The 21,176-nt window shown below is 43.3% G+C and carries 20 protein-coding genes and 1 pseudogene; 7 read left to right on the top strand and 14 right to left on the bottom strand.

Translation table 11 applies throughout. From position 1 onward, the window contains the following. Positions 1–96: 96 nt before the first annotated feature. Positions 97–1,236, top strand: coding sequence for a glutamate--cysteine ligase (gene gshA, locus V7K15_RS08695; protein ID WP_334904828.1), 1,140 nt, complete (start codon positions 97–99; stop codon positions 1,234–1,236). A 19-nt stretch (positions 1,237–1,255) separates the two neighbouring features. Here gshA and V7K15_RS08700 read toward each other — a convergent pair whose 3' ends face one another. Together V7K15_RS08700 and V7K15_RS29935 are read right to left on the bottom strand one after the other, a co-directional pair. Further along, positions 1,256–1,414, bottom strand: a complete 159-nt coding sequence (locus V7K15_RS08700) for a hypothetical protein (RefSeq protein ID WP_334904830.1) — start codon at positions 1,412–1,414, stop codon at positions 1,256–1,258. Between the two features lie 346 nt (positions 1,415–1,760). Next, positions 1,761–2,108: pseudogene (locus tag V7K15_RS29935) on the bottom strand (NAD(P)-dependent oxidoreductase); the annotation flags it as partial. A 692-nt stretch (positions 2,109–2,800) separates the two neighbouring features. Here V7K15_RS29935 and V7K15_RS08710 point away from each other — a divergent pair. Further along, complete coding sequence (locus tag V7K15_RS08710) at positions 2,801–3,706, top strand: cation diffusion facilitator family transporter (RefSeq protein ID WP_334904831.1); 906 nt, start codon at positions 2,801–2,803, stop codon at positions 3,704–3,706. Between the two features lie 142 nt (positions 3,707–3,848). On the opposite strand, the gene V7K15_RS08715 is transcribed toward V7K15_RS08710, so the two are convergent. From V7K15_RS08715 to V7K15_RS08765, 11 genes are all read right to left on the bottom strand, one after another. Further along, entirely contained in the window at positions 3,849–4,253 is a 405-nt protein-coding gene (locus V7K15_RS08715) for a response regulator (protein WP_334904833.1), read from the bottom strand. Between the two features lie 350 nt (positions 4,254–4,603). Then, positions 4,604–5,662, bottom strand: a complete 1,059-nt coding sequence (locus tag V7K15_RS08720) for an alpha/beta hydrolase family protein (protein WP_334904835.1) — start codon at positions 5,660–5,662, stop codon at positions 4,604–4,606. 776 nt (positions 5,663–6,438) lie between these two features. Then, entirely contained in the window at positions 6,439–8,058 is a 1,620-nt protein-coding gene (gene guaA / locus V7K15_RS08725; RefSeq protein WP_334904837.1) for a glutamine-hydrolyzing GMP synthase, read from the bottom strand. A 224-nt stretch (positions 8,059–8,282) separates the two neighbouring features. Further along, entirely contained in the window at positions 8,283–9,398 is a 1,116-nt protein-coding gene (gene cbiD, locus V7K15_RS08730; protein ID WP_334904839.1) for a cobalt-precorrin-5B (C(1))-methyltransferase CbiD, read from the bottom strand. Between the two features lie 147 nt (positions 9,399–9,545). Continuing rightward, positions 9,546–9,719 (bottom strand): hypothetical protein, encoded by a 174-nt coding sequence (locus V7K15_RS08735; protein WP_334904841.1) that lies wholly within the window; start codon positions 9,717–9,719, stop codon positions 9,546–9,548. Between the two features lie 2 nt (positions 9,720–9,721). Beyond that, positions 9,722–10,195 (bottom strand): type II toxin-antitoxin system VapC family toxin, encoded by a 474-nt coding sequence (locus V7K15_RS08740; RefSeq protein ID WP_334904843.1) that lies wholly within the window; start codon positions 10,193–10,195, stop codon positions 9,722–9,724. A 27-nt stretch (positions 10,196–10,222) separates the two neighbouring features. Then, positions 10,223–10,483, bottom strand: a complete 261-nt coding sequence (locus V7K15_RS08745) for a hypothetical protein (RefSeq protein ID WP_334904844.1) — start codon at positions 10,481–10,483, stop codon at positions 10,223–10,225. Further along, entirely contained in the window at positions 10,467–10,736 is a 270-nt protein-coding gene (locus V7K15_RS08750) for a BrnT family toxin (RefSeq protein ID WP_334904878.1), read from the bottom strand. Before V7K15_RS08750 ends, V7K15_RS08745 begins: the two co-directional genes overlap by 17 nt. Before the next feature lie 121 nt (positions 10,737–10,857). Then, complete coding sequence (locus tag V7K15_RS08755; protein WP_334904846.1) at positions 10,858–11,154, bottom strand: DUF7734 family protein; 297 nt, start codon at positions 11,152–11,154, stop codon at positions 10,858–10,860. Positions 11,155–11,190: 36 nt separating this feature from the next. After that, a complete protein-coding gene (locus V7K15_RS08760; protein WP_334904848.1) occupies positions 11,191–11,787 on the bottom strand; it encodes a DUF3177 family protein in 597 nt (198 codons plus the stop codon). 632 nt (positions 11,788–12,419) lie between these two features. Then, positions 12,420–12,665: a Calvin cycle protein CP12 gene (locus V7K15_RS08765; protein ID WP_334904850.1), complete on the bottom strand. Its 246-nt coding sequence runs from the start codon at positions 12,663–12,665 to the stop codon at positions 12,420–12,422. A gap of 1,036 nt (positions 12,666–13,701) precedes the next feature. Here V7K15_RS08765 and V7K15_RS08770 point away from each other — a divergent pair. Together V7K15_RS08770 and kdpA are read left to right on the top strand one after the other, a co-directional pair. Next, positions 13,702–14,937 (top strand): FIST signal transduction protein, encoded by a 1,236-nt coding sequence (locus V7K15_RS08770; RefSeq protein WP_334904852.1) that lies wholly within the window; start codon positions 13,702–13,704, stop codon positions 14,935–14,937. A gap of 899 nt (positions 14,938–15,836) precedes the next feature. Further along, complete coding sequence (kdpA, locus tag V7K15_RS08775; RefSeq protein ID WP_334904854.1) at positions 15,837–17,603, top strand: potassium-transporting ATPase subunit KdpA; 1,767 nt, start codon at positions 15,837–15,839, stop codon at positions 17,601–17,603. Here kdpA and V7K15_RS08780 read toward each other — a convergent pair. Then, the gene (locus V7K15_RS08780; RefSeq protein WP_334904856.1) at positions 17,550–17,843 is read right to left on the bottom strand and encodes a hypothetical protein; all 294 of its coding nucleotides are present in this window, start codon (positions 17,841–17,843) and stop codon (positions 17,550–17,552) included. The genes kdpA and V7K15_RS08780 overlap by 54 nt on opposite strands. A gap of 29 nt (positions 17,844–17,872) precedes the next feature. On the opposite strand from V7K15_RS08780, the gene kdpB reads away from it, so the two are divergent. From kdpB to kdpC, 3 genes are read left to right on the top strand one after another with little or no spacing between them, the layout of a single operon-like run. Next, a complete protein-coding gene (gene kdpB, locus V7K15_RS08785) occupies positions 17,873–20,014 on the top strand; it encodes a potassium-transporting ATPase subunit KdpB (protein ID WP_334904858.1) in 2,142 nt (713 codons plus the stop codon). 6 nt (positions 20,015–20,020) lie between these two features. Further along, entirely contained in the window at positions 20,021–20,290 is a 270-nt protein-coding gene (locus tag V7K15_RS08790) for a potassium-transporting ATPase subunit F (protein ID WP_334904860.1), read from the top strand. Continuing rightward, a complete protein-coding gene (gene kdpC / locus V7K15_RS08795; protein ID WP_334904862.1) occupies positions 20,290–20,928 on the top strand; it encodes a K(+)-transporting ATPase subunit C in 639 nt (212 codons plus the stop codon). The genes V7K15_RS08790 and kdpC overlap by 1 nt, the downstream gene beginning before the upstream one ends. The last annotated feature ends 248 nt before the right edge of the window (positions 20,929–21,176 follow it).

The raw sequence follows: 21,176 nt of genomic DNA on the forward strand, positions 1-21,176 counted from the left end.
TTAAATGATTTTTAACCTTTGATTGACTTAAAGATAGATACAGAAATTCGTCTTATTCGATACAATTTATAGGCAGAGAGAGCCAAGGAGAACAAGGTGGTTTTATTAAAAGGCTTTGAGATTGAGATTTACACTGGCACGCCTCAAGGTGAAATCGTTGGTCTCTCCGACAAGATTGTTGCAGATTTGGATGGGTTTATGCGGGAGCCAGATAGCCGCAACGTGGAATACATAACCCAACCATCCCCTAATTACGATAATTTATTGTGTGCCTTGCTGCGTCCCCGGCGAGAGTTGCGAAACTACCTCAATCACTTGGGCAATTACACCCTGATACCGGGAAGTACTTTATCTTTGGGTGGGAGCGATCGCTTTCTGCGTTCCGATCCAGCAAACCCCTATCATGACTACATTGAGAACACCTACGGGACGAAAGTAGTCACCGCCAGCGTACATATTAATGTCGGCATCAGCGACCCAGAAGTATTAATCCGGGCGTGTCGGGTAATCCGTATGGAAGCACCTCTATTTCTCGCCCTCAGCGCCTCATCTCCCTTCCTAGATGGCAAAACTACTGGGTATCACTCCACCCGTTGGGGACTCTTTCCGCAAACGCCTAGCCATGTGCCGTTATTTGCCAGTCACGCCGATCATATTCAGTGGGTGGAAGATCAACTCGCTGCTGGAACAATGCAAAATATACGGCATTTGTGGGCATCAGTGCGTCCAAATGGCGATCGCCGTCCATACGACTTGAATCGCCTAGAATTGCGAATTTGTGATTTAGTCACCGATCCCATTGCCTTGCTAGCGATTAGTGCCTTATTAGAAGCGCGTTTGTTGCAAATAATCAAAGATCCCAGCATCGATCCGTTAACTCAAAGTACCTTTTCTGCTGAAGAACTCGTCACCCTGACTGCTGAGAATGAAGCTGCTGCTGCTGTTGGTAGTCTCGATGCTCATTTGAGGCATTGGCAAGATGGCAGAAGCATCTTAGCCAGAGATTGGATTTCCCAAATGTACCAAGATGTTTGGGCGATCGCTAAACAACAAGGCTTTAGCTGTTTCCTTTCCCCTTTGCACAAAATCCTCCGCGAAGGCAATGAAGCTCAACAGTGGTTGCAATTACACGCAGTCGGTTTTGACAGCCAGCGTGTGATTACTCAGGCTATTGTCGCCACTCAAGAACACGAAATCGAACTCGAAGACAAATTGTGTTCCTCTCTACTGGCTTAGAAGTTCTGCGATCGCTAAATTAAAAATTGTAAACTTCAGGATTAACACAATCAGCCAAATGATTACCTGTCAATCCCGCGATTAAGTTAGCGATCGCCATTGTTGCCATTTTTGAGCGCGTTTGACAGATGGCACTCCCAATATGAGGTGCAATAATCAGATTATCTAGGGTCAACAATGGGCTATCGCTGGGGAGCGGTTCTGGTTCTTTGACACTCCCCGCTCTAAAGAGACGGGGATTCTTGAATCAACGAGACCACTTAAATTAGATCCCTTGCAGTTTCTAACCCAGAGGTGGGACTCTCCTCAAGCGACTTTGGGTATGCCCTACCCTAGTTGGATTACTCCAAGTTCTTTTTGGATTTGAAACAAAAAATGTTTCAAAATACTGTTCGTCTAGCTCCTCTGAATCTTTTACCTACTGCGAGGTGGAGTCTAGAAAGATGCAGTAGAACCGCATAGATTCAATTTTCAAGGTACAGAAAAGTCTTTCGACAGCAAGGTGTTTTAAGTGGTTGATTACCTTATCCACTATAATTAAAATACCACACCTTGAGGTATTTATCAATGTCGAAGCCGGAAATATTTATCACATAAGAGTGTGACTCAACAGGAAAAAGATTTGGCTTATGCTTTACTGCGAACAAGAGGCCAGGAACCAAACAGAAGTACTTAGAGAGTTGATCCGGTCTTTGAACCGGAAAATAAAAAAGCCGTGCTTCTAGCACGGGGCTTTTACCCATTTTTTTGGTAACATCCACAGCCGCACCGGCGATTTCACCATTTGCAAGGGCACGATACAGAGAATCTGGATCTACAATAGTTCCTCGTGCTGTATTGATCAAAATAGCCGATTGCTTCATCAACTCAAATTGGCGATGGTTCTACCGCTTCCTTTATGTCAAAAAAATAAATAAGATGAATAAAACTATGTTAGCAATAAATACTTGAAAAAGTTACTATATAAAGCTTTTTACTATTGTAAATTATGTGCGATGCATTAGGCGGGCGTAGCCATCGCTAACTAGTATTTAATAAGAATAGCATAAATCAAAGTTTGGGTTGCTAGTGATAACATTAGCTATTGAAAAAATCCTGAATATCTGACGAGGCGAGACAAAAGGCTAGGTTGACTGAACAAAATTATCGGTTTTCTAATACACATACATGACAATTATTAACAATTGCGAAGACTTGAGATAAAATGCTTTTCTGTTCATCAAAATTGCTAATAGCCAGTTTTGATAATAACTCAAAATATATTGGGAAGCTTCTTTTTTCTCGAATTACACTAACCCCGTGTCAGGGATCTCGATACAACCGTAGACTTTTCAAACATCCTCTTAACGGGAAAGATCCGCTCTTAAAAGCAAAGCTCTTACTAATAGCTATAAAGCTTGGAGCGTATTTTAGTTAAGAAAGAGTCTTAATAGATTCCGCTAATTTAAAAGATTATCGAGAGAATTAATCCTTACAGCGTAAGAGTTTGATACATTTTCTTTGTATTTATTTGTGTTTGGAGTTATACATTAGAAGTCATAGAACTTGATGTGAGAAATTATCTATGATTTACGATAACCGCGCCGAAGTGCGAAAGGTTTTAATTATTACCCTACTGCTCAACCTGTTTGTACTAGGATTGAAAGCACTTGTGGGCTACTGGACAGGTTCTTTGAGTTTGCTAGCTGATGCCTTACATAGTGTGACAGATAGTGCCAACAACGTTTTAGGATTAATTGCGAGTAAATTTTCTTCTCCACAACCCGATCGCGAACATCCCTATGGACATCACAAATTTGAAGCAGTCGGAGCTTTAGGAATTGCTTCATTTTTAGGAATAGCCTGTTTTGAAATTCTCCGAGGAGCAATCGAACGAATTCTCAAAGGTGGTGGTGAACCTGTAAAAATATCGCCACCGGAGTTGTGGTTATTACTAATTGTGCTGGGCGTGAATATTTTTGTCGCCTTTTACGAACGTCGTGTGGGTAGGCGGGTAGGTAGCTCAATTCTCATTGCTGACGCGACACATACGATGAGCGATATTTGGGTGACAATCTCTGTAATCGGCGGCTTGATAGGAGTTTGGCTAGGTTATCAATGGATGGATTTGGTGTTAGCTTTTCCTGTCGCTTTGTTGGTATTTTGGAGTGGTTGGTCAGTTTTAAAAGAGAATTTGCCTTGGCTTGTGGATCAAATGGCGATCGCACCAGAAGCAATACATGCGATCGCTACTTCTGTTCCAGGTGTAATTAACTGTCATGATATTGCCTCTCGCGGTGTTCTTGGTCGTCAAGTATTCATTGAAATGCATTTAATAGTTGATGCAGCAGATGTAGAAACCGCCCACCACCTCACCGAAGAAGTAGAAAGCCGATTAGAAGAACGGTTTCGTCCAGTCAGGATTTTAATTCACGTTGAGCCACCAGCATATAAGTCTGAGCAAATTAGCTTTGAAACTGGAGCTAAATAGTTATTCCGTAACTTGTGCGTAAGTCCTAACCAAAAATGATGTTGTAAAACCTTGATTTCTGCATTTAAAAAATATGATCAAGAACATGATAAAAGATGAGGTAAATAACAAATAACGATTGACAAATGACTGGATCTTTGTGTTAAATCTGATCAGAAGCAACCAAATTTGCGACGATCGCAACTAGTTCTCCTGGATCAACTGGTTTAGCCACATGAGTCTGAAAGCCTGCTTCCAGAGCAAGGCTACGATACTCGCTATCGCTGTATGCAGTCAAGGCGATCGCGGGGAGTTTTCCCCAAATATCAGGCTTCAGCGCCCGGATCTTGCGGATGAGGGTGTAGCCATCTTCACCAGGCATAGCAATATCACAAATCAAGATATCTGGTTGCAACTCAGGTAGTACTTTCAATGCTACCTCTGCCGATGCAACTGCCATGACGGTGGCTCCATCAGCTTCCAACACAGTAGTAATGTAAAAGCGGCTATCCTCATCATCATCAACTACGAGGATGTTTAAGCCAGCAAGGGAAAGAGCAGGTTCCATAACATCTCCATTAACGTTGATCAAATGAAAGTTATTTCTAATTAGCTGCTTGTTTTTTTCTCTGTAACCACACCATTGGTAATTTTACTGCGATCGCGCCTATTTTCCTAGAAAATAACTCAATGCGTCTAGCCACCATCGAATTGATGGTTAATTAATTCGCTGGCATTTATAATTATTCACTGGATCAAATTATGTTATTGTTCAAATTCCTTTACATTTAAAAAGTTCATTTTAATGAATAGTTGCAGTTCAAGAATAATCTTGCTAATTACTCATTGCTTTATTACTAACAGGTTTGGATTTTAATCGAGGCTTTTAAAATCAATCCGCTTGAGTATGCCTAAGTCTTAATGATGTTTTGATTCATTTATTCTTTTTCGTAGTTGAGTTATCGTAAAATAAGCAAATAATACCCCCAAAGGTATAAGCGATGCCGATTCAGGAACACGTTTACTCTCTACTGTTACATTGGTGTCAGCAGCATCACCCGTGAAATAAACGTAATTAAAAGCGTCTTTATCATTAAGAATACTTGCACGTAAAAACAAACCACTCCAACGTGCAATTGTTTCAATAGCCACATCTTGATTAAGAGTAGTATTTATCGGGTCAGGAATTGCACCAGCAGGATTATTTGTATTTGTAATACTAAAATGATTGGCACCTTTGATATTAATCAGTGCAGCAGGTGGATTTTTAATTTTGTCATAAGTTAAACTAGCCCGGAAAGGCAGCGCTCTGCCATCACGATCCCCTTGCAGCAGCGCAACTGGTATTCCATCATTGTTAATAGGAAGATAAACATCATTCTGATTGCGAAGATTAGCACCAAAGAATGCTCCTGCTACAATTTGCTTAGGTCGTGAGAAAGAACGCGGACAAAGTGTTGGTGTCACGCATAAATTTCCAATTGCAGATAATCCTACGGCGCTGCCCAAGGAATGACCCAATAATCCTACTTTCTCTGTATCCAGCAAGCCGACAATCGGGGAACTAGCATTCTTATTTTCAACTACAATTTGTTGTAAAACTGTATTAATTTGGCTTGTTTGGGGTAATAATGCTTCACCAAATGTTGTAACTGTACGCTTGCTGTTTGGCACGACTACTACAAATCCATAGCGGGCGACTTGTTGAGCATAATTAGAGTAATTTGATTTGTCAACTAATGCACCTTGTAGTAATAGCGTTACTGGAAAGGAATAATTGCTTGTTTTTAAGTCTGTGGGATTAGGATAGTAAATATCAGCTAGATTATTATCTTCGGTAATAGTAGTAGTGTAGCTAGCAACGTTGTCAAATACAGGTGTCGGATTAAAGGAAGAAGCAGAGGCTATTTCATTAACACCTAATACGAATAACGATGTACTTGTACAAATTACTGACAAAGCTTTGATACTCAACAAAATAGCTACTCCCTTTCTAAGCAAAAAAACGTATTTATTCTAATAATTTTTTATAAAATAGTATAGCATTTCTACCCTTAATTTTTCTAACATAGGCTGAGTCTTTTATCGTTGGTTAGTCTAAAGTGCAATACTTACATTTAGCAAATACGGGATTTTGTGGCATTTTTGCTTTTACATGACTTACGCACAAGCAACGGAAAATCGTAGACGTTTCGGCTTGCCGCAGGCTACCACAGAGGACGCAGAGAAATAAGAGTTTGAGAGGTTTTTTGCGTAATACCATTTCTTTTTGAAGATGCGCCTATGGGACTTACCCAAAACTGCGCTGTAGGGTCAATTCATGTAGCTTTAGCTGACCGCAGGGTATTGCCCCTACGTGAATAAAGCGCAGCCTCACATAGAATTGGTATAGCAACGGACAGGGAGCTTAGGACAGCAATAAAATCACAAAGTACGCTCTTGAAGGCGCGTTTCCCGCGAACTGTCCTAACGGCTTTGGCGACTGCTATATAAGTCCTATTTTGGTAAAGCAAAAGCCAAAAAAACAGACAATGCCGAGGCTTAGAACGAGCCAGGTCAGCATTGCCATTTTTAGATACAGCAGCAGTCAGGAGTTAGGAGTAAAATAGGCTTTATACTGGCTCTTGAGTTAAAAAGGTATACCTGATTAACTTGCAAACTGCTGTATGTGAATCTAAACTACTACAAGGAATCTGAACCATAATAAAGAGTGATGAGCTTTTAGTTAAGTAAACTCAAAACTCAAAACTTGATTACTCCCATTCAATAGTTCCAGGCGGCTTAGAAGTGATGTCATAAACCACCCGATTCACCCCTTTCACCTCATTCACAATCCGAGTGGAAATCGCTTCTAGGACATCGTAAGGCACTCTCGCCCAATCAGCAGTCATCCCATCTTCACTAGTCACAATCCGCAAAACAATCGGGTAAGCGTAAGTACGTTGATCCCCCATAACGCCAACACTACGAATTGGTAGCAATACAGCAAATGCTTGCCAGAAATCATGATACATCCCGCGTTGATTAATTTCTTGCCGCACAATCAAATCGGCATCGCGCAAAATATTTAATCGCTCAGATGTAACTTCCCCTAAAATGCGAATTGCCAAACCAGGCCCCGGAAAAGGTTGACGTTGGACAATCTCTTCTGGTAAACCAATGGAACGCCCAACTTTGCGGACTTCATCTTTAAATAGTTTCCGCAGTGGTTCCACCAATTTAAATCTTAGGTCTTTGGGCAAACCGCCAACATTGTGATGACTCTTAATTTTCACCGCTACCCGCTCACCAGTTTGGGGTTCAACGTTGGTGTCAGCAGATTCGATCACATCTGGATAAAGAGTCCCTTGAGCCAGATAGTCAAACTGACCGAGGCGTTTAGATGTTTCCTCAAATACACTGATAAATTCGTGTCCGATGCGGCGGCGTTTTTCTTCAGGATCTGTGATATCAGTAATCCTAGCTAAAAAGCGATCGCGAGCATTAACATACTCTACAGGAATGTGAAACTGCTCTTGAAACAGCTTTACCAATCGCTCTGGCTCATACTTTCGCATAAAGCCTTGATCGATAAACACGCAAGTCAGGTTGTCGCCAATCGCTTTATACAGCAAGAAGGCCAACGTAGAAGAATCCACTCCCCCAGACAGCGCCAACAACACCCGCTTCTGTCCAACTCTGGCGCGAATTTCTCGAATTGCGTCTTCGACAAAAGCCGATGTTGTCCAACTAGGTTCGCAATCGCAGATATGATAGACAAAATTACGGATTAATGCTATACCGCCAATCGAATGCACCACTTCTGGATGGAACTGAACGCCGTAAAGTTTCCGTTCGTGGTTGGCAACCGCAGCACAGGGAGTATTTTCTGTATGTGCGAGCAATTCAAACCCTGATGGCATTTGGGTAACTGAGTCTCCATGACTCATCCACATGGTAGTGCCATCTTCAACGTTAGTCAGCAAATCTGTGGGATCATCAATATATAATGATGCTTTGCCGTATTCACCTCGGTCAGCCTTTGCCACTTCTCCACCGAGTTGGTTTACCATCAGCTGCATCCCATAGCAAACACCTAAAATGGGTATTCCCAAATTCCAGATTTCGGGGTCACAATGGGGAGAATTATCACCATAAACCGAACTCGGTCCACCGGAGAGGATGATTCCCTTGGGATTGAGTTGGCGCAAATGTGCAGAAGTAGTGCGATAGGACAAAACTTCAGAGTATACTTGAGTTTCGCGGATGCGACGGGCAATCAGCTCAGAATATTGGGAGCCAAAGTCCAGAATTACAATCAATTGACGATCAAGCCGCCCAACATTTTCTAATGTTTGAGGCGCTTGTTGTGTTGGTATCACCGCTGTATTCATGACGGGAGAGTTATATCTGTTAAGGGTAGATGCTTTGTAGTCTATGGTGATGCTATTATTCAGCCTCGGCAAGCTGATAATGGTATACAGAGCCTTTACAAACGCGAGTTTATGTGCGTTTGTCTAGTCCCTGAGTCGGAAATGGTATGAAAACGATAAACTTATCCGAGAGTGGTTACTTAAAAGACTATTTATTTGGATTGTTTACGATTATTTATAATAAATTAACATAATTTTTCCATCAACAGATCAGCAGTTTTACTCTTCACGATAATTTTGCGATCGCGATCAAAAAGAATCGAGCCACAGATTGTTACTTCTGTGCCCCTTTCGCTATGGCTTTGAATGTATTCTTGAGAACGAACATCGATAGTTTCGGCGATCGCAGTGTAAACTTGATTTACCCAATCACTACCAGTTTCAGCATCTAGCGATCGTAAATATGTTAGTGCTGCTTCGGCAGTGGCACTATTAAATACAGCTTGGATATCTGGTGATTTTAAACCAGCGATCGCACAGTGCGCGGCTAAAATTTCCCGGCGTCCGTCAGCCAAGTAGTGATGAGTGTGAAAAATCCCCCCAGCCAGTTTCATCAGCTTACCGTGATAGCCAAATAATAAGATTTCTTTCACACCCAGCACATCCGCTTCTACTAACATTGGGCCAAGCCAGTTAGCAGTTTTGACCAATTGTTCAGGATTAATCCCTAGTTTACGCGCCAAATCTAGCCCATTTTCACCGATACAGAATACTAAACTCTCAAACCGACTAGCTTTATTTTGTAATTGATCCCGAAAAATTGCAAGTTGATCTGGTGTACTTAATGGTTGAGAAATGCCAGTTGTGCCTAAAAGGGAAAGTCCTTCAACCACACCAAAGGCAGAATTTGAAGTTCTAACAGCAAGCGATCGCCCTTGGGGTAGAATAATTGTCACCGTGATTTTTTCCCCAGGTGCTAGCATTCGTTGCAAATTCTCTTGCAACAGCCTTTGAGGGTATGCATAAATAGCCGGCTTGTCATCAGCATTCATCTGCCTGCCAATTCCTTCCCCTCCTTTGATGATTACAGCATCATCACCCTGTTCTCGCCATTCCACCAATGCCCAAATCGGTGTATCTTTAGTCAGGTCAAGATTATCACCAGGATCACTGCGAGCGATCGCTAAAGCCATATTTTCAGATAGTCCTGCTACCTGTTCAATTGGGATTTCTGCTATTTGAGCGGGTTCAATTAAATCTACAGATGCAAATTTTAGGGGTTGGCGATCGCGTAACCAATGTAAAGCGGCAATAGCAGCCGCGCAGGCAAATACCGGCAGTGTGTATCCAGAACGGGACATTTTTTAAATTTAAAAGTCAAAATAATTCTTCAAAATTGTTCGCGCAGGGCAATTTAGACCTCAACTTTAACTTGCTTCCTTGAGGGTAACCGCTCAAATCATCGGCGGCAGATGACTTTCCCATCCCAACAACTATTTCTGCTCCGTCTATTGCACCGCATTGTTAGACTGCCGCACAGGAGTTAGCGTCACAAACCGTCTGCCACTTTGTGCCTGTTGTCTTCGCCAATCTTCACAAATTGCCTTCATGTCGTAGTTGAAGGACTTTGCGTGTTCCTCACGAATTCGATGGAGTTCCTCTAAGATTTCATCCTGCCACATAATTACTCTCCCATTAATTCATAAGGCGTACAGATTATTGGCAAAGTATATCCACAATCAGAACAAATCTCCAGCAGTTTCCTTTGGATTTGAGCATTTGCAATATGCTTGCAATTCCAGGTTAACAGGTAATTTAGACTGCTGACTGTAGCCAGTGCAATATGAATCGCATCATCAGAAGCTTTGGGGGGAAGGTTACTCCGCATCATAAACTGTGCTGCTAAATCCTCCACAGCTTCGGTCACTTCAAGTAATGGCAAACCACGCACCGCCTCAAGTCTTTGAGCAGCCATTTCTGCATCGCCCTGTGCTACCTCACTTAGAACGACTTGTGAGATGTAGAGGTTAAATGCACTCCGACGCGACTCCCACCAATCTCTTGTCACCTCAATATTTCCGGCAAGAATCAAGTTTTTGGTCGATCTAGCTGTGAGATAACCAAGAATGCTGGTTTCGATGTAGACGCTTTCGCTCATGTTGTGCAGGCTGTGGATTTTCCCATTTTAACCTGGGAATCGCGTGTCCATCTGCTGCACCGCAGTATTGAGTTGCTGACGCTGGGCAACCTGGATTAACATCCTTAACGCTCCATTCACGGCTGCATCATTGGGAAAAGCTTGAGCAACATCGGGATCTAAAAGCACTAAGTTCGTCCCTGCACGATATCTTTCAATATATTTGCCCTTAACTCCTCCCTCCATTTGAGCGAAGTCGTACTCAGAAAGTAATTCGTCTTCCATTTCATTTTCAACTTCCCTCTTCATAAAATCTCCTCTCGTGTCGAGTGCCTTTTCGGGCACTAATAATTCGTACCTTTTCTCCTCGGTCGGTATGTGCAACAACTAAAAGTTGTCCAAAACCAGATATGCCAATAATAATGTAGCGGTTTTCTCTAATGGAATGATTGGGATCAAGGAAAGTTACAGATAAAGGGTCATTAAATACGGTTGAAGCTTCCTGAAACGAAACGTCATGCTTCTCAAGGTTTAACGCTGCCTTCTTTGGGTTCCACTCAATATTCCATGCAAAATTTTTTCTGCCACCTTGTTCTGGAGTTTAGCAGGGCTGTGACGATGCTCCATCAACAATCACAAAGTCACCCTTGCCACAAAATTACGAATTACGAATTACGAATTAGTTAGACTCCCATTTCTAATAATAGAGCTTCCATAGCTGACCAAGTGAGTCCTTGTTGAATATAACGGGGGGCTTCAGGATTGTAAGGACTGGCTACTCGGTCAATATTGAGAATGTTTGCCCCATCTGGCATAACTGGTACATCTGCATCAAATGCCGTTGGGCGCATCAAAGAACTGGAAAAGCCTTTGAAAATAGCAATTGTATCCTGCTCATCGGCAATTTCCACCGTTACAAGTAGGACTTCTTGAGGGCGTTTAGCGGTGTATTCTTCCAGTCGCTTGCCAATGGAACTCATTTTTTTAAGAGTAGGGGTGTAGTGACGCAGCGACGGTTACTGTGGTGTGGCCGAGCGTCCCTGCTTGCCCAGCTTAATCAGAACAAAATAGCTTAAGTAAAGCACATAAATTACTAAACTAGTTATGCCAAGAAAACCTAAGAACTCAGCCTTGCTATTAGCATGGAAATATTCTTTGAATAGCAATGGAGCCTCAAACCAGACGCGACAATAGGGAGTACTTAGCACATTGCCAGAAAAAGCACAACCCAAAAAAGGGATAAAAGCTAGTGTACCCAAAATACAATAAACAGTTGTAGCCCAGCGCCAAGAGGTAAAAATAAATTTCAAAGAGCCACTGGTTTGATACTCAATTTCATCGTTGAGATCCACCCAGAACCACAGCGAAATCGGGATCAAAATCCGAGCCATCAACCCAGAGATAAAGCTAACTGGATATTGGGCAATCATTAAGTAAATCGTGATTGCCACCAAGCTTGATATTCGCCAGTATATAGTTAATAAGCGTTGTATGCTTTCTGCTTTTTGCACAAATGCCCAAATCAGAAGAATTAGCGGAATAATTACCAGGAATAATACCGCCAGTCGGTAATCAATCCAGACAAAAGGGCGAAACCAAATATTATAGTCCATAGTTTTTCTCAAACAATAAATAAAAAAGAATTTAGAAGTCAGAAGTCAGAATAAATCAACTAGGGTTTTATCCACTACCTGATTGTAGACCGCTTAATAAGACAGGGATATTAAACTCTTTCAGTACTTAGGCAAACAATAGCCGAAATTCTGATTTTCAGATAGGGGCAATACCCTGCGGTCAGCCTTCATCTACATGAATTCTCCCTACTAGCGTGTAGTTTTGCGTAAGTCCTACCTTTTATTTAGGAGTCAGTCGGACTCCAATTCATTCTGAATTCTTTTTGATAATAGTTCAATCAAAGCATAAAGCTCAGTGGTTAGCCTCAAGACTGCGCTCTAACTTCTTTCTGTAAGCAAGTCGCTCTCTAACTCATCCGATTTCACGAAATATATACTACAAACAAGTTTATAGGGGCGTACAGATGTACGCCCCTATAGCCAATTCATTAAATTTTAACCCTTAGACATTCCTAACTCCAGATATCTCACCAATTTTCTACCGGTTGGAGAAAATAATGAAATAGGAGAGTACTATTTTAGCCGCGAGTGGCGTAAAAATGCGAAATCTCAGTAAGTAAATCCTGGTTGCTTGCTGACCAAAGGAACAGAAAATTTACTTGCCTCAATTTTTAGTCGTCGTAAACCCGGCATTCAATTGCATCTGGGTTATCATCACAATACTGTTCTAGAGAGTTTTTTGGCTTGCTTTGGCGCTTGTGGGAAGCTTCAGCTTGCAATTCCTCTACTGCATCCCAAGCAGCAGCACACTCTGGTGAGCTGCTACCGTTAATATCACAGACAGTACGCGCTTGTTCCACTTCTTCGTGGATTTTTTCTTGGATGTCGCTCTTTGCTGTTTCTTGGATGTTGGTCATTGCTTTAGTCTCGTTGTGTGTTGGTGAACTACCACACACCAACCGCTAGGCGGTATAGTGTGGGCTTCCCAGTTCATCGGGAATAGCCAAGAGAACTCTGTAATCCTGTTGGTCTTACATTCCCTCCAAGGGCAGAAGTCCTGGTTCCCAAGACCGAAATTTTTTATCTTGCAACATATACCTATTAGCTTGGTTTTCGCTTACGGCATTGATGGTCAAGATGTTTGATCATACCAAAAAAAAGTTCGTTTTTCCATGTTTTTCTCACCCGCTTTATATCCCGCCACTGATTCTGAGTAGATAATTCAGTGGGGGGCTTAGGGTGTAAAAGTTAATACTAGTATAGAAGAACTTCACAAATGGCAGTTTTTGGCTTTATTAATAACCATTCTAACCACTTAGCTGATCTTGACATCCTCACCGGACTAAAGCCACGGTGATTCCCAAACATTACTATTTGGGTTCCTGCTTCATAGCAACTGCCTCCACCTCCCGAAGGGTAATAGGTCTTAGGTTCGCTCCACAGGCTTTGGTTTTGAGCCTTCCGCAAGCCCTGGGGTACTCTAGTATTATACCAAACCCCGTCCTAGAAGGACGGGGTTTTAGACCCAATTTTTCGATAAGTTAGTGTTTTAGCCGATTGATTTCTAACCAACACAGCAAACTGCTGCATTTATGATGTATTTAACGCCGTGTGCGACTTTTTCTCAAACCTAACCCCCAACCCCTTCCCTACAAGGGAAGGGGAGTAAGATTCAAAGCCTCTCGGACTGTGGGGGAAAGGAATGAAAGCGGGATTCCAAGAATAAGTTGCACATCGCGTTGCATTTAGCTTTATTTTTTAAGATTTTGTGGAATCAGTACTACAGATAAATAATCATACAATATATTGAGATGCATATATTAGGGAATGACGACTCCAGTTTTTTGGGATGCAGGAAACAAAGGGCTGGCGTGAATTCTTGTAAAATGTAATTCTTCCCAAAATAAAAAATCAAAACCTACTAGCCTAAAAAGAGAAAGAAGCTCAAAACTCATGGCAGACCAAATGCAGTGGGCAAACGCCCTATCAACCCGTCATTCTTTGGAAGCCGCCGTTACAGATGTGGTGGAACGAGCTGTCTCATCGTTAACAGCACCTGCGGATCTAGGACTGGTATTCATTTCGTCTGCTTTTACGAGTGAGTATTCCCGACTGTTACCTTTGTTAGCTGAGAAACTTTCTGTGCCAGTGCTAATTGGCTGTAGTGGTGGAGGTGTGATTGGGACAACAGTTAGCGGAGAAACCCAAGAACTAGAAGCTGAACCAGCTATCAGCTTGACTTTAGCACACCTTCCAGGAGTGAAAATTCAAGTCTTTCATGTTGTTGCTGAAGAATTACCTGATTTAGATAGTTCACCAGATGCTTGGCTTGATTTGATCGGTGTGCCAGCATCACCGACACCCCAGTTTATCTTACTATCTAGTTCCTTCGCTTCTGGAATCAACGATTTGTTGCAGGGGCTGGATTTTGCTTATCCAGGATCAGTGATCGTAGGGGGACAAGCTAGTGGTGGGGGAATGGGTGGTCGTATTGCCCTATTTTGTAACGATGCCGGCGGTGAGGAAGACCAAAGTCTGTATCGTGAGGGCACTGTTGGTATAGCTTTGACTGGCAATATTGTTTTGGAAACGATTGTCGCCCAGGGATGCCGACCGATTGGCAAACCATTGCAAGTCACAAAAGCCGATCGCAATATTATTCTGGAGTTAGATGAGAAAGTACCTCTGATGGTGTTGCGAGATTTGATTGCCAGTCTCAGCGAACAAGAACGGATTTTAGCACAGCATTCTCTGTTTGTTGGTGTGGCAATGGATGAATTTAAGCTGGCTTTGCAGCAAGGAGACTTTTTAATTCGGGGTATTCTGGGGGTCGATCCAACAGCTGGGGCGATCGCAATTGGCGATCGCGTCCGTCCTGGTCAAACGCTGCAATTCCATATACGCGATGCCCAAGCCTCTGCTGAAGACCTAGAATTACTCCTCCAAAGTTATCAAGACGAGCGAGAATCTGAACCCTCTGCCGTAGCTGCCTTGATGTTTTCCTGTCTGGGGCGAGGTGAAGGACTATATGGTAAACCCAATTTCGATTCGGAACTATTTCGGCGCTACCTTAACGATATTCCTGTAAGCGGCTTTTTCTGTGGCGGTGAAATCGGCCCTGTTGGTGGCAGAACGTTCTTACACGCCTACACTTCAGCATTTGGAATTTGTCGCCAAAATCAGTTATGAATTAGGAATTAGACTCCTAAACGGCAGATGCTTTGATCGCGGGTTCTCCAAAGCAGTACAAGTCTGTTAACGCGTCCAACGTACTGGTTTCTCAATACACTGCCTTCTTCTGACTCCTGACTCTAGGAGTAGTATTCAGGACTAGCCCTTTCAAGGTCACTGATAAAATCTCTGCTTTCCTCTCTGCGTTCTCCGTGCCTCTGCGGTTTAAAAGTTATTTATTGAACCACTCCAGGCGCAGAGAACACAGAGAAAAGAGGAATTATTATCCAAAAATTGTACCCAGCTTGAAAGGGCTAATATTCAGGACTTACGCATTGACAATAAATACCAAATAGGTATCAGGTGAAAAACCACATCTTTCGTAGGGGTAATACCCTGCGGTCAGCTAAAGCTACATGAATTACCCCTACAGTTCGTCTATTTACGATCAAAGGATAATTAATAAAAGTCTGAAACAATCTATTTTTGCTAACGCAGGTCATGATGAATTTGTACAGTGCGTAAGTACTAGTATTTTTGTTGGTTAGCGATCGCCTAAAATCTTCTCAATAAGTAGGCTATTGAGATGGAAACATTATTATTGACACGATGCGTTTGCCCTGCGGCTATAGCTGTTTGTTTAGCATTTCCCTGTCCTTCTATATTTGCAGATATATCGAAATAAACACTCTAAAGATTTGTATATATAAACAAATATATTCCTTGTATAGGGTAGTTTAAATATTAATTTATACCTTGTGTTATTTAGCAAAAAGCTCGATGATTAATTGAGAAAGCTCATAGCTATAGGTTAGTTAATCATAATGCCGCTATACTTGATTGTTTTTTCTGATTCATCGCCAGAAAATATCTGATATTCATCTGAAATTTATTCATGTCGGAGTTCGACTAATCCAATGCTACAAGGATGGATTCAAATTGCATTAACGCTACTAATTATAGTAGCGATAACTCCCTTCTTTGGGAAATACATGGCGCGGGTATTCCTAGAACAAAGTACTTTTCTCGACGTGATTTTGAATCCGTTTGAACGAGTGCTTTATTCTTTGGTTGGCGTTCAAACCCAAGAAAATATGACGGGTTGGCAGTATGCGCGATCAATTCTGTACAGTAATGTAGTCATGATGTTGCTGATTTTCTTCCTGATCGCAAATCAGGGATGGCTACCGCTTAACCCAACCAAGATCGGCGCCCCAAGCTGGGACACCATAGTACACACTACAATTTCCTTTATTACCAATACCAACCAGCAGCACTATTCTGGTGAAACTTACTTGAGCTACGGTAGTCAAATGTTGGGGTTAGGCTACCATATGTTTACCTCGGCTGCAACGGGTATAGCAGTAGCGATCGCCTTTATTCGAGGGTTGACGGGTAGACCTTTAGGCAACTTCTATGTAGATCTAATTCGCTCGATAACCCGAATTTTGCTGCCGATTAGTATTGTCGGCGGGATCGTTTTCATGGCGCTTGGTGTGCCAGAAACCTTGGCAGGACCCGCAGTATTTCCGACTTTAGAAGATCCTAATATTAGTCAGGCGATCGCTCTTGGCCCAGTTGCCCACTTTGAAATTATCAAACAGCTAGGCGAGAATGGCGGCGGCTTTTTTGCGAGCAACTCCGCACACCCCTTTGAAAATCCCAACGCATTTTCTAACTTAATTCAGATCGTGGCAATGCTTTCGATTCCCACGTCCCTGATCTATACCTACGGCTTGTTTGCAAATAACACCAAACAAGGCTGGTTACTCTATGGCATGGTTGGTGTAATTTTTGTCGGATTTTTGATTGTCGCTGGCATTGGGGAATATAACGGCAATCCGGCTGTAAATGCGCTTTTGGGCAGTCAGCAAGTGAACCTAGAGGGTAAAGAAGTCCGCTTTGGTTGGGCACAATCTGTACTGTTTGCGGTAAGTACAACTGGTACTATGTGCGGCGCAGTCAACAGTTTCCACGACTCCTTCATGCCCGCGGGTGGTTTTATTTTTCTCTCTAATATGTTCCTGCAAATCATGTGGGGTGGACAAGGTACAGGAACAGCTTACTTGTTTGCCTATAGCATCCTGGCGGTATTCGTCACCGGTCTGATGGTGGGACGCACGCCAGAATTTCTGGGACGCAAGATTGAAAAGCGTGAGGTTGTGCTTGCTAGCTTCCTGATTTTGCTGGTTCATCCCATCGCCATTTTGATTCCGGGGGCTATCGCCTTAGCTTTTCCTGACCAACTGGCAGGGATTAGCAATCCTGGGTTTCACGGCTTTTCTCAGGTAATTTACGAATATGCCTCAGCTGCTGCCAACAACGGTTCTGGCTTTGAAGGTTTAGGCGATTCACAACCTTCTCCGTTAGCGATGTCTGCGACGGGCTTCGCCAACGCTACGGGTGCAAAAACTACTGCAACCGCCCTCTGGTGGAATCTAAGTACCTGCTTCAGTTTACTAGCTGGACGTTATATTCCGATCATCGGTCTGTTGTTGTTAGCAGATAGTATGTCTCGCAAACAAGCTGTTCCCTACACGACTGGTACATTGCGAACCGATACCGGATTATTTACAGGTGTCACCGCAGGCGTGATTTTAATTTTAGGCGCACTTACATTTTTCCCAGTATTAGCATTGGGTCCCATCGGTGAAGCCTTTTTTATTGCCAAAGGTATTGGGTAGGGAGTGGGGAATGGGGAGATGAAGGGACAAGGGGACAAAGGGACAAGGAGAATTAGAGACTGATTCATCCACCTCGGAACTGGATTCATCCACCTCGGAACTGGATTCATCCACCTCAGAACTCCGTTCATCCACCTCGGAACTGGATTCATCCACCTCAGAACTCCGTTCATCCACCTCGGAACTGGATTCATCCACCTCGGAACTGGATTCATCCACCTCGGAACTGGATTCATCCACCTCAAAGACTCATGCCCAAAATTTAATATATGCCAACTACTACTGATTTTCCTTCGGCCCGGACTCCATCTGGAACTCGTGATTCGCGCAGGCACACGCCCAAAGCGGATTTGCGGGGACTCTATCAGAGAGCAATTCGGGAGTCATTTATCAAGCTAGATCCTCGGATTACCGTCAGAAACCCAGTTATGTTTGTTGTTTGGGTGGGGACGATTGTCACCTTTCTAGTTACCCTTAACCCAAATCTGTTTGGCACAATCCAGGCAGATATCAACCAACAACGCGTCTTAAACGGGTTGATTACCTTTATTCTGTTTTTCACACTCGTTTTTGCCAACTTTGCCGAAGCCGTAGCTGAAGGACGCGGTAAAGCCCAGGCTGATTCACTAAGAACGACGCGATCGGATACGATCGCTAACAAAATTCTCCCTGATGGTTCGATAGTACAAGTCAGTTCTACGGAACTGCGGCGGGGGGATTTGGTGCAAGTGATTGCAAATAATATGATTCCCGCCGATGGGGATGTAATTAAAGGTATTGGCTCAGTGGATGAGTCTGCGATTACTGGGGAATCTGCTCCTGTATTGAAGCAACCGGGTACAGATATTGCCAGTTCGGTGACAGGAGGTACACACCTACTCTCCGACGAGTTGACAATTCGCATTAGTGCTGATCCTGGTCAAGGCTTTATCGATCGGATGATTGCCTTGGTAGAAGGGGCACAACGTACCAAGACTCCCAACGAAATTGCCTTGACAGTATTGCTAGCAGTACTAACACAGGTGTTCTTAATTGTGGTGTCAACAATGCCTCCCTTCGTGGGCTACATTGCCAGCTTTATCAGCACAGCCTTTGGGGTTGAGGCGGGAAACAGTTTGCGTGCAGGTGCTAGCGTTGCCATCCTGATTTCGCTACTCGTAGCTTTGATTCCCACAACTATTGGTGGTTTGCTTAGTGCGATCGGCATCGCAGGTATGGACAGGGTTGCCCAGTTTAATGTCATCGCTACCTCTGGTCGAGCAGTAGAAGCTTGTGGTGACATCAATACCTTGGTGCTAGATAAGACAGGCACGATCACCTTGGGGAACCGCATGGCTGATGAGTTTATTCCCCTGAATAATCACTCACTAAAAGACGTGGCGCAAGTCTCCCTAGCTGCTAGCGTGTTTGACGAAACCCCAGAAGGCAAGTCAATTGTAGTTTTAGCAGAAAAATCTCAGGCGGCGGTAGATTTTAACATCGACAAAGCCGAAGGTGTAGAGTTTTCGGCAAAAACCCGCATGAGCGGCACAAATCTACCCGATGGCAAACAAATTCGTAAAGGAGCAGTGGATGCCATTAAAGGGTTTGTCCGTTCCAATGGCGGAGAAGTTCCTAATGATATAGATGCAGCTTATGAGCGAGTTTGCCGATTAGGAGGTACGCCCTTAGCTGTCTGCCAAGGTAACGAGATTTATGGTGTCATCTACCTCAAAGATATTGTCAAACCTGGTCTGCGGGAACGATTTGACCAACTCCGCCGCATGGGTGTTCGCACCGTTATGCTCACAGGTGACAACCGAATTACGGCTTCAGTAATTGCCGAAGAAGCTGGGGTTGATGATTTCATTGCCGAAGCGACTCCAGAAGACAAAATTGAAGTGATTCGCTCCGAACAATCTCAGGGTAAACTGGTGGCAATGACTGGTGATGGTACTAACGATGCCCCTGCCCTAGCTCAAGCAAACGTGGGTGTGGCAATGAACTCTGGGACGCAAGCTGCTAAAGAAGCCGCTAACATGGTGGATTTAGACTCTGACCCCACAAAGCTAATTGACCTAGTAACCATAGGAAAACAGTTGTTGATTACTCGTGGAGCATTGACAACATTCTCGATCGCTAACGATATCGCCAAGTATTTTGCGATCATTCCCACGATCTTTGCGGCTGCTGGAATCGGCGCACTGAATATTATGGGATTAAAGAGTGCCCAATCTGCGATCGTCTCGGCGCTGATTTACAATGCCTTGATTATTCCGGCATTAATTCCGCTAGCACTCAAAGGGGTAAAATTCTTGCCTTTAACAGCAGATCAACTCCTACGTCGCAACATCTTGATTTATGGCCTTGGTGGAATCGTTGCTCCCTTCATTGCCATCAAACTGATAGATATTATCTTACCTTTGTCTTAATTTCCTATGAAACCCGTTCATATCCGACGCACTATCGTTGCATCCCAAGTATTAGAAGAAATAACTGAAATCTGGTGTCAATGGCGTAGACAAAAGCTGCCACTGTATTTGTTCCTGGCAATGTGTTTCAATCTAGTGGTTGCACCTTTAGTCTATGCAGCCACTGGTGAACAACTTTCCCGCAGTCAATCTTGGGGATTGGGGCTGTTAGGAATGGTGACGCTAGGGCTTTCCATCTATTTATTTTTTGTAATGTTTGTACCGGAGAAATTCTAATGAGTTTTGCACGCGAAGCTAGCAGAGCTGTTCGTTCTACATTGGTACTCTGGATAATCGGCGCAATTATTTATCCTTTGGCGATGATTGCCATTGGGCAAACTGTGTTTCCGTTTCAAGCAAACGGTAGTCTCCTGAAAAATAGCGCCGGTCAAGTTGTCGGTTCTGCCTTAATTGGTCAACCTTTTACTAGCGATCGCTATTTTAACAGCCGTCCCAGCACCACCAGCTACAGCACAGCCGATCCCAAAAAGGATGATGCGGGAGTTTTGAAAACTGGCGTTTCTGGTGCTAGTAACTTGGCTCCTAGTAATCCCGCATTACTGGAACGCATCAAAGGTAAAGATGATCCAGACCCCACCAAAAAAATTGAAGGTGACTTGAATCGTCTGAAAAAAGCAGGTGTGCAACCGACTGGTGATCTAGTCTACACCTCTGCTTCCAGCCTTGACCCTCATATCACCCCCGAAGCTGCGATCGCGCAAATTCCCCGCGTGGCCAAGGCGCGAGGATTTCAGCCGAGCCAACTGGAAACTTTGATTGCTCAAAACACCGATGGTCGGTTTCTCGGCATCTTTGGCGAGCCTGGAGTTAATGTGTTAAAGCTGAATTTAGCTCTCGATCAGACTAAGAAATAAAGGCATGGGAAATAGCGAAAAGGGAGTTTTCCTGATTACTGCTACGCCTCCTATTGGGAATGCTTATCTATAGCAATCCTTAATGATTACTTAAAATCGAAAAGCTTAGATTCCCGACTTATTAAATAAGTCGGGAATTTTGTTGTTCACGAATAATTACAGCAGTTTGCGATCAAATTCACCACAAGAAGAGCTATCTAATAGGCTCAAAAAACAGACCACAATGATTAAACCAATTTAGAGCATTT

The organism is Nostoc sp., assembly GCF_036919815.1.
Taxonomy (GTDB): domain Bacteria; phylum Cyanobacteriota; class Cyanobacteriia; order Cyanobacteriales; family Nostocaceae; genus Nostoc.